Genomic DNA, 9,020 nt, shown 5'->3' with positions numbered 1-9,020 from the left:
CCACCCCCCAGGCCGAAGCCGCGAGGAAGCCCTCCGAGAACGTCGCCGCCCAGACCGCCACCCGCCGGACCCGGCGCCGGCGCATGCTGGTGGCCGCCGGAGCCGCGGCCGCCGTGCTCGCCGTCGCGGGCGGCATCGCCTACGCCCAGTACGACCGGGACGACGCCGGCACCCCCACCGCCACGGCCACCGGCTCGGACCCCGGCGCCAGCCCGGGCACCGCCGCGGCCGCCGCGGGCCCCGCCGACGAACAGTGCACCGACGAGATCAAGAGCAACCGCCGCTGGGTGTGCCTGACCCGGGCCACCGTGGCGGACGGCACCTTCACCGTCGAGTACGACACCGACTTCGGCGGCTCCGACCCCGACGCCACCGGCGGCTTCCACCTGCACCTCTTCGGCAGCCAGGGCGGCGACCCGCCCGACGAGCTGATGGGCGCGCAGGCCCCCGAGAGCCGCCGCGGCGCCTACTACGACGAGGCGCGCAGCAAGTCCGTCCTGGACACCGGCGGCGGCCGATTCGCCCGCACCATCGACGACGCCCCCAAGGTGTGCGCCCGCATCGCCCGCGCCGACCACACCCTCGTCCGCGACGCCGCCGGCACGTACAAGACCGGCAACTGCATCCCGATCGACCGCCGATGACCGCCGCCGGCCGTGACGTGCTGAGCTGGGAGGTGCACCGGCCCGGCGGGCGGGTGGTGGACGAGGTGCGCCGCTTCCGGGGGCAGGTGCTGTGGGACGGCGGGTCCCGGCCGGCCTTCCGCGCGCTCACCGATCCGCACCCGGGCGATCCGGCGGCCTACCACGTCATCGTCCGGCACGGACCGGCCATCGCCGGCTGCGTCAGCGTCGGTCCCGTCGAGGCGCTGGCCGCGAGCGCCGTCCGCACCTGGGACCCGGAGCTGTCGGCACGGCTGCTCGCCGGGCACGGGCTCGCGGAGCCGGCGGTGGTGGAGACCGCCCGGCTCGTGGTGGCGCCACGGTGGCGCGGCCGCCGGTTGGGACTCGACCTGGCGCTGACCACCGTCGCCCTGGCGCGCCTGCTCGGGCGGCGGCTGATGTGGTGCACGGCCGGCACCCGGCACCACCAGCACCGTCTGGCGCTCGCCATCGGCCTCGAGCTGCGCGAGGAGTACGGGCGGCGGTACGTGCCGGAGCTCGCCGACACCCTCTGCGTGCTCGCCGGAGACCCCCGGGACGTGCCGGTGCCGGTGCGGCCCCGGCTCGCGGAGCTCCGGGAGCTGGTCGGCGAGCGGCTGGCGGCGGCATGATCTGGCAGCCGGAGGTGTACGACGCCGCGGACCAGGTGCCCCACCCGGGCGCCGAGATCCACGACACGCTGCTCGAGCAACTGGCCGAGCTGATCGGCGTACGCCATCCGGGGCTCGCCGCGGCCGGGCGAGACCGCCTCGTCGCGGAGCACCTCGCCGGTCGCGACCCCTCCCGGTACGGCACGTGGGTGTACTACCCGTGGCACCGGCGCCTGGTGCATCTGCTGCCGCGCGACGAGTTCCGGGAGGTGCGCGCGGACCGGAACCGCGACAAGATCACGCCGGCGGAGCAGCGGCGGCTGGCCGGGGCGCGGATCGGTGTCATCGGGCTGTCGGTCGGCAACATGGCGGCGATCACGCTCGCGCTCGAGGGCGTCGGCGGCGCGTTCCGGCTGGCCGACCACGACCGGCTGAGCCTGTCCAACCTCAACCGGCTGCGCGCCGGGGTCGCCGACCTGGGCGTCGAGAAGACCGTCCTGGCCGCCCGCGAGCTCGCCGGGATCGACCCGTGGCTCGGCGTCGAGCTCCACCGCGACGGCCTGCGGGCCGCCCGGATCGACGAGTTCCTGCGCGGGCTCGACCTCGTCGTCGAGGAGTGCGACGACCTGGCGCTGAAGGTGCTCGTCCGCGAGCGCGCCCGCGCCCTGCGCATCCCGGTGCTCATGGAGACCAACGACCGGGGCATGCTCGACGTGGAGCGCTTCGACCTCGAGCCGGACCGCCCGATCCTGCACGGCCTGATCGGCTCGCGCGAGGCCGGCGCCGTCTCCGTCGCGGAGCTCCTGGGTGGAAGCCGGCTCAGCGCCCGGATGGCCGCGTCGATGCCGGAGATCGGGGTGACGCTCAGCGGATGGCCGCAGCTGGCGTCGGGGGTGGCCCTGGGCGCGGCGCTGGTCACGGACACCGCCCGCCGGATCCTGCTGGGCGAGCACACCGAGTCGGGCCGCTACCACGTCGACGTCGCGGAGATCGTCGCCGACGGCCGCGGTGCGCTGACCGGAGCGCCGGACGGCTGACCCCGGCGACTGAGCCGAACGGCTGAGCCCTGCGGCCGCGCCGGACGGCTGAGCCCGGCGACTGAGTCGGACGGTTGGGCCCTGCGGCTGTGCCGATCAGCGGTTGCGGGCCCTGGCGGCGAGATCGGCGGCCGCCGCGTCCCAGCTCGGGTGGTCGAAGCGGAAGCCGGCGTCGAGCAGCCGGCCCGGCGCGACACGGCGGCTCTTCAGCAGCAGCTCGGTGTCGGTGCGCAGGGCGAGGGCGCCGAGCTCCGCCATGGCCCTGGTGGCGGGCAGGCCGAACGGCCGGCGCCAGGCCCGGCGCAGCGAGCGCATCAGGTCCCGCTGCGGCAGCGGCCCGGGGGCGGAGAGGTTGACCGGGCCGTCGAGGTCGTCGCGCTCCAGGAGGAACTGCACCGCCCGGGTGAAGTCGTCGCCGTGGATCCAGGAGACGTACTGGTGTCCGCCGGCCACCGCGCCGCCCAGGCCCAGGCGGGCCATCCAGGAGAGATAGTCGAAGACGCCGCCCCGGTCCGGGGTCATCACCATGGCCGTGCGCAGCGCCACCCGCCGGGTGCCGGGGGTGTCCGCCTCGGCCTGGGCCTGCTCCCAGCGGCGGGCGATCCGCACGCTGTACTCCCAGTAGAGCGGGACGCCGGGCTCGTCGCCGCCGATGATCCCGGTCGCCTCGTCGTGCGGCAGGTCGTCGCCCCGGCTGCGCGCGTCCGCATAGATCGTCGCCGTGCTCATCTGCAGCCAGACCTTCGGCGCCTTGCCCGTCCGGCCGGCCGCGGCGATCGCCTCGCCCACGGCGCGGGTCGCGTCGATGCGGGAGCTCATCATCGTCCGCAGGTTCGCGTCGGTGTAGCGGCAGCTGACCGACCGCCCGGCCAGGTTGATCACGGCGTCGGCGCCGTCGAGCTCGGCGGCCCAGGCGCCCGTCGTGCGGCCGTCCCAGACCACGTGCCGCACGCCCGGCTCCAGCCGCTCCGGCCGCCGGCTGAGCACGGTGACCTCGTCGCCCCGCGCCGCGAGGGCCCGCCGCAGGACGGTGCCGACCTGCCCCGTGCCCCCGGGAATCACGATCCTCATGGCCGCCTCCTCGATTTGAGCAGTCGCTCAAATCGAGCATAGCAGGAGGTCAAGGGCGGGGCGGCGGCGATCCGGCGGGGGAAGTCGGCGGTGGTAGCAGCAGGTCACGGCAGGGCGGCGGCGATCTGGCGGAGGAAGTCGGCGGTGGTGGGCGTGCCGGCGAGCTGGGCGAGCAGGCGCTGGAGGGCCGGCCGCCGCTCCTGGCCGGAGAGGGCCCGGCGGAGCCGGTGGACGACGGCGAGCTCGGCCGGGCCCAGCAGCAGCTCGTCGTGGCGGGTGCCCGAGGTGGCGATGTCCACCGCCGGGAAGATCCGGGCCTCGGCGAGGGCCCGGTCGAGGCGCAGCTCGGCGTTGCCCGTGCCCTTGAGCTCCTCGAAGATGACGCCGTCGAGGGCGGAGCCGGTGTCGACGAGCGTGCTGGCGACGATGGTGAGCGAGCCGCCGCCCTCGATGGCCCGGGCCGCCCCGAGCAGGCGCTTCGGCGGGTAGAGGGCGGTCGAGTCGAGGCCGCCGGAGAGGGTGCGGCCGCGCCCGGGGGCCGCCAGGTTGTAGGCCCGGCCGAGCCGGGTCAGCGAGTCGAGCAGCACGACCACGTCGCGGCCGTCCTCGACGAGGCGCTTGGCCCGCTCGATCGCCAGCTCGGCGACGGCGGTGTGCTCCGCGGGCGGCCGGTCGAACGTGGCGGCGACGACCTCGCCGCGCACCGACCGGCTCAGGTCGGTGACCTCCTCGGGGCGCTCGTCGACGAGGAGCATCATGATGTGGCACTCGGGGTGCGCGCGGGCGACGGCGTCGGCGATCGACTTGAGCACCATGGTCTTGCCGGCCTTGGGCGGCGCGACGATCAGCGCGCGCTGCCCCTTGCCGATCGGCATCATCAGGTCGGTGACCCGGGCGGTGAGATCGCCCGCCGACCCGAGCCGCAGGCGCTCGTGCGGGTGCACGACCGTGAGGTCCGCGAAGTCGGGGCGGCGTGCCCGCGGCTCCTTGCCGTTGACCGCCGTGACGCTCAGCGACCCGTCGGGATGCACGGTGCCGGCGACATGGTCGCCGCGGCGCAGGCCGAGCCGGGTGAGCTGCCGGACGGGCACCGCCACGTCGGCGGGCCCGGGCAGGTAGCCACCGGCGCGGATCCAGCCCTTGTCGCGGCCGTCGGGTCCGGGCGTCCCGGTGATGTCGACGAGCCCGCTCACCGGGACGTCGGTGGCCGGGGCGCCCGGCGGGGGCCCGGCGGGCGTCTGCCGGTTGCGGGGGCGGGTGCCGGCCGTACGCCGGCGGGTGGTGGGGTTGACCTTGAGGTCGGTCATGGGAACTCCTCATCGAGAGCGGAAGGGAAGACGCGCGCCAGGCCGGTCGGGCGGCGCTCGTCGGCCGCGGGCCCCATTCGGGGTGCCGGCGCCGGCGGTCGCGTCCCGCGAGCCCGGACACGGCGGCGGGGTCAGCACGCGACTGCGGGCGGGACTGCGGGCGGGACTGCGATGAACCGGCGAAAAAGGCGTCGCCAGGGCGCAACCCCGGCGGAAAGACACTCCGGCAGGCCGCGAGAGGGCTTCAGCGAAAAGCCGACCGAGAGAGGGCTTGCGCGTCGAAGGAAAGGACGCCCGCGAGTGGTCAGCGGAATGCGTCTGGTGGAAAGATAGCGCCGAGGGCCGGCAACCGCAACCCACAGCGCGGTGGCGCCGGTCACGCGGCCACCCGTTACCGTGGTGATCGACAGTGTGCTCCCGGCGGCTCCCCGCCGGGACTGTCACCGATGCCGAGGCGGGAGAAACCAATCATGACATCCGACGCCCCGTACCGGTCCCTTCCGGACATGCTGCTCCGGCGCGTGCGGGCGACCCCGGACGCGCGGGCCTTCGCGGCCCCGTCCGCGGACGACACCGGGATGAGCTGGCTGACCTGGGCGGAGGTCGGTGAGCGCACCCGGGCGATCGCCGCGGGGCTGGCCGGGCTCGGCGTCGGGGTGGAGGACCGGGTGGCGATCATCGCGGGCACCCGGCTCGACTGGGTACTCGCCGACCTGGGCATCAACCTGGCCGGCGCGGCGACGACGACGGTCTATCCGAACACCGAGCCCGAGGACGCCACGTTCATCGTGACGGACTCCGGGTCGAAGGTCGTGATCGCGGAGAGCCCGGCGCAGGCCGCCAAGCTGACCGGAACGGATCATGCCGTCACGCACGTCGTCCTCATCGACGGCGAGGCCGACCCCGCCGCGCAGCCGCCGCAGCTGACCCTGGCCGAGCTGCAGGAGCGGGGGCGGGCCCGGCTCGCCGAGACGCCGGAGCTGATCGAGACGATCGCCGAGGGGCTGACGCCGGAGCACCTGGCGACGCTGATCTACACGTCGGGGACGACCGGCCGGCCCAAGGGTGTCGAGCTGACGCACGCCTGCTGGACCTGGGAAGGGGTGGTGCAGGGCGAGGCCGATCTCCTGCAGGCCGCCGACCTCATGTACCTCTGGCTGCCGCTGTCGCACGCCTTCGGCAAGTGCCTGATCTCCGGCATCGTCCACGTGGGCACGCCGACCTATGTGGACGGCCGCGTCGACAAGATGATCAAGAAGCTGCCGATCGTGCGGCCCACGGTGCTGTGCGCCGCGCCGCGCGTGTTCGAGAAGGTCTTCAACGCGGCCGTGCTGACCGCGCGCAACGGCGGCGCCGTCACCCGGGCCGTCTTCGCGTGGGCGGTCGGCACCGGCCGGCGGCGGGCCGCGCTGATCGAGGCGCACCAGCCGGTGCCCGCCCTGCTCAAGCTCCGGTACGCGGTCGCACACCGGCTGGTCTTCGCCAAGCTCCGGCAGCGCCTGGGCGGCAACATCCGGCTGCTCGTGTCCGGGTCGGCGCCGCTGAGCCGCGACATCTCCGAGTTCTTCGCCGGCGCCAACCTGCCGATCCTCGAGGGCTACGGGCTGACCGAGACCAGCGCGGCGGTCTTCGTGAACAGGCCCACGAAGTACCGGACCGGCACGGTCGGGATCGCGTTCTCGGGGCTGGAGTGCCGCATCGACGCCGACGGGGAGATCCTGCTGCGCGGCGCCCCGGTCATGCGCGGCTACCACCACCTGCCCCAGGAGAGCGCGGAGGCCTTCACCGCCGACGGCTTCCTGCGCACGGGCGACATCGGCACGCTGGACGACGACGGCTTCCTCACGATCACCGACCGCAAGAAGGACCTGTTCAAGACGTCGGGCGGCAAGTACATCGCCCCCACCGCGATCGAGAACCAGTTCAAGGCCGTGTGCCCGTACACGTCGCATGTGGTCGTCGTGGGCGCCTCCCGCAACTTCGCGACGATGCTGGTCACCCTGGACGAGGACGCCATCGTCACGTGGGCCGCCGGCGGGCCGCTGGCCGGCCGCCCGTACGCGGAGATCGTCGCCGCCCCGGAGACGGAGAAGCTGATCGCGGGCTACGTCGAGCAGCTGAACGCGAAGCTCAACCGCTGGGAGACGATCAAGAAGTTCGCGATCCTCCCCCGCGACCTGACCACGGAGGACGGCGAGCTGACCCCCTCGATGAAGATCCGCCGCCCCGCCGTCGCCAAGAACTTCGCCGGGACCATCGACAAGATGTACGCGGACAGCATGCAGCACCTGTAATCGGTTGCCCCGGCGGGCGTGGCGGGGTCATGGTGAGGCTATGAACACCGTCGTGAGGGGGAAGGCCTGGCGGGTCACGAGCCACGGGGATCCGGCGCAGGTCGTGCAGCTGCAGGAGATGGCGTGGCCGGAGCCGGGCCACGGGCACATTTTGATCAGGGTACGCACGGCCGGCGCGGGACACCCCGACCAGCTGACCGCCACCGGGCACGTCCCGGGCCTGCCCGCCCCGCCGCTCGGCGTCGGCGCGGAGGCGGCCGGCGAGGTGGTCGCCACGGCGCCCCGGTCCGCGTACAGGATCGGTGATCAGGTGTTGGGGCTGACCGCCGTGGGCGCGGGCTGGGGCGGGTTCGCCGACTACACGTACCTGCGGGAGCAGTCGACCATCCGCATCCCGGAGGGCATGTCCGACGAGGAGGCGGGCGGGTTCGCGGTCGGCTTCCGCACCGCGTACGCGGGCCTGGTCGACCGCGCCCCCGTCGAGAAGGGCCAGTATCTGGTCGTGCTGGGCGCGGCGGGCAGCACCGGCGCCACCGCCGTCCAGCTCGGCCGCGCGCTCGGCGCCCACGTCGTCGCCGTGGCGGGCGGCCCCGGCGGCCGCGAGTTCTGCCGCCGCTGCGGCGCGGAGGCCGTCCTCGACCGGCACGCCGGCAACCTCGCCGCCCAGATCCGCGCGGCCACCGGCGGCCACGGCGCCGACCTGATCTACGACCCGGTGGGCGGCACGGCCGCCGTGGCCGCCATGGGTGGCCTGGTGCGCAACGGCCGCATCGCGCTGATCGGCGTGGCCGGCGGCCTGCCCGCCCCGATCGACCCGCTGGTCCTGCTCTTCGGCAACCTCACGGCCATCGGCGTCTACGCGGGCGGCTACAGCGCGGCCCAGGACGAGGCAGCCTGGGAAGCCCTCGCCCGCCTCGCCCGGGACGGCAGGATCCGCACCCCGGTCGGCGCGGTCCACAGCTTCGCCGACGTCCCCGACCTGCTCGCCACCCTGGACAACTCCCCGCCCGGCAAGGCCGTCGTCCGGGTGGCGGTCTAGCCTTCGGGCATGCCTGAATTGATCAAGCCGACGACGCGCCTGCACGCCGCGTGGCTCGCGTCGCGCGACGACTGGGGCCGGGGCGTCTACCAGGACGGGGCCGGGCTGCGCCCCGGCGACGAGGTGGACGATCCGGCCGGGTTCGCCGCCTGGGTGCAGCGGCTGCGCCGGGAGGAGGACCCGGCGGTGCCGCCCGCGGAGGGCTGGGTGCACTGCAGCTACCGGTGGATCGTCGAGGGCGGCGACGTGCTCGGCTCGATCGCGTTACGGCACGAGCTGAACGACTTCCTGCTCGAGGCCGGCGGCCACATCGGCTACGGCGTGCGCCCGGCGGCCCGGGGGCGCGGGCTGGCCTCCTGGGCGCTCGGCGAGATGCTGGGCGAGGCGCGCCGGCTCGGCCTGCCCCGGGTGCTGATCGTCTGCAAGGAGGCGAACACCGCCTCGGCGCGGACGATCGAGCGCCACGCCGGGGAGCTGGAGGACGTCCGCGACACCGGGTCGGGCCGGATGCGGCGCTACTGGATCACCCTGGGCGCATAGCCGGCGGCCGCGGCGCGGAGCCGGTCGTGCATGCCGTCGTACGCGGAGGCGGTCCCGAGGAACCGCTTGGCGACCTTGGCGAGCATCGTGTAGTTCGGGTCGCAGACATTGCCGACGGGCGCCTGACCGGCCTGGCTGATCAGCTGGTACGCGTCGAGCACGTCCAGCCCCGTCAGCCCCGCGGTCCAGGTGACGAGGTCGTGCTGGCTCATCCGGTACGCGTCCTCGAGCGGCCGCGCCGACCCGGCGGACATGAGCGCCGCATCCGACTCGAAGCGCGGCGTCGGGGTCGCCACTCCCTTGATCAGGTCGAGGACGACGACCGTGTTCATGGCCGACTCGACGCCGGTGCCGCACACCTCGCCGTCGCCCTGGCGGCAGTGCCCGTCGCCGAGGGCGAAGAGCGCGCCGGGCACGTTGACCCCGAAGTACGCGGTGACCCCGGCGCGCAGCTCCGGCGTGTCCAGGTTGCCGCCGTGC

General features: G+C 74.7%; 7 protein-coding genes and 2 pseudogenes. 6 read left to right on the top strand and 3 right to left on the bottom strand.

What is annotated here, in order from left to right:
* From RBH18_RS41420 to RBH18_RS41410, 3 genes and pseudogenes are all read left to right on the top strand, one after another.
* Nucleotides 1–644 (top strand): annotated as a pseudogene (locus RBH18_RS41420) (Hsp70 family protein); the annotation flags it as partial.
* Nucleotides 641–1,273 carry a hypothetical protein gene (locus tag RBH18_RS41415; protein ID WP_306215990.1) on the top strand — a complete coding sequence of 211 codons (633 nt, stop codon included), beginning with the start codon at nucleotides 641–643 and terminating at the stop codon, nucleotides 1,271–1,273. The pseudogene RBH18_RS41420 and the gene RBH18_RS41415, both read left to right, overlap by 4 nt.
* Nucleotides 1,270–2,289: a ThiF family adenylyltransferase gene (locus RBH18_RS41410; protein WP_306215989.1), complete on the top strand. Its 1,020-nt coding sequence runs from the start codon at nucleotides 1,270–1,272 to the stop codon at nucleotides 2,287–2,289. The genes RBH18_RS41415 and RBH18_RS41410 overlap by 4 nt, the downstream gene beginning before the upstream one ends.
* 96 nt (nucleotides 2,290–2,385) lie before the next feature.
* Here RBH18_RS41410 and RBH18_RS41405 read toward each other — a convergent pair whose 3' ends face one another.
* Nucleotides 2,386–3,360: an epimerase gene (locus RBH18_RS41405; RefSeq protein ID WP_306215988.1), complete on the bottom strand. Its 975-nt coding sequence runs from the start codon at nucleotides 3,358–3,360 to the stop codon at nucleotides 2,386–2,388.
* 104 nt (nucleotides 3,361–3,464) lie between these two features.
* Nucleotides 3,465–4,637: pseudogene (rho, locus tag RBH18_RS41400) on the bottom strand (transcription termination factor Rho); the annotation flags it as partial.
* Nucleotides 4,638–5,137: 500 nt separating this feature from the next.
* On the opposite strand from rho, the gene RBH18_RS41395 reads away from it, so the two are divergent.
* From RBH18_RS41395 to RBH18_RS41385, 3 genes are read left to right on the top strand one after another with little or no spacing between them, the layout of a single operon-like run.
* A complete protein-coding gene (locus RBH18_RS41395; RefSeq protein ID WP_306215987.1) occupies nucleotides 5,138–6,961 on the top strand; it encodes an AMP-dependent synthetase/ligase in 1,824 nt (607 codons plus the stop codon).
* Between the two features lie 40 nt (nucleotides 6,962–7,001).
* Nucleotides 7,002–8,000 carry a zinc-binding dehydrogenase gene (locus RBH18_RS41390; protein WP_306215986.1) on the top strand — a complete coding sequence of 333 codons (999 nt, stop codon included), beginning with the start codon at nucleotides 7,002–7,004 and terminating at the stop codon, nucleotides 7,998–8,000.
* A gap of 9 nt (nucleotides 8,001–8,009) precedes the next feature.
* Nucleotides 8,010–8,540: a GNAT family N-acetyltransferase gene (locus tag RBH18_RS41385; protein ID WP_306215985.1), complete on the top strand. Its 531-nt coding sequence runs from the start codon at nucleotides 8,010–8,012 to the stop codon at nucleotides 8,538–8,540.
* On the opposite strand, the gene RBH18_RS41380 is transcribed toward RBH18_RS41385, so the two are convergent.
* Nucleotides 8,516–9,020: acetamidase/formamidase family protein (locus tag RBH18_RS41380; protein WP_306215984.1), on the bottom strand; the 505-nt coding region annotated here is incomplete at its 5' end. The genes RBH18_RS41385 and RBH18_RS41380 overlap by 25 nt on opposite strands.

This window comes from Actinoplanes oryzae (assembly GCF_030757795.1).
In the GTDB taxonomy this organism is placed as follows: domain Bacteria; phylum Actinomycetota; class Actinomycetes; order Mycobacteriales; family Micromonosporaceae; genus Actinoplanes.
The sequence above is the reverse complement of the archived record's forward strand: the minus strand, read 5'-3'. Positions and strand labels throughout refer to the sequence as shown.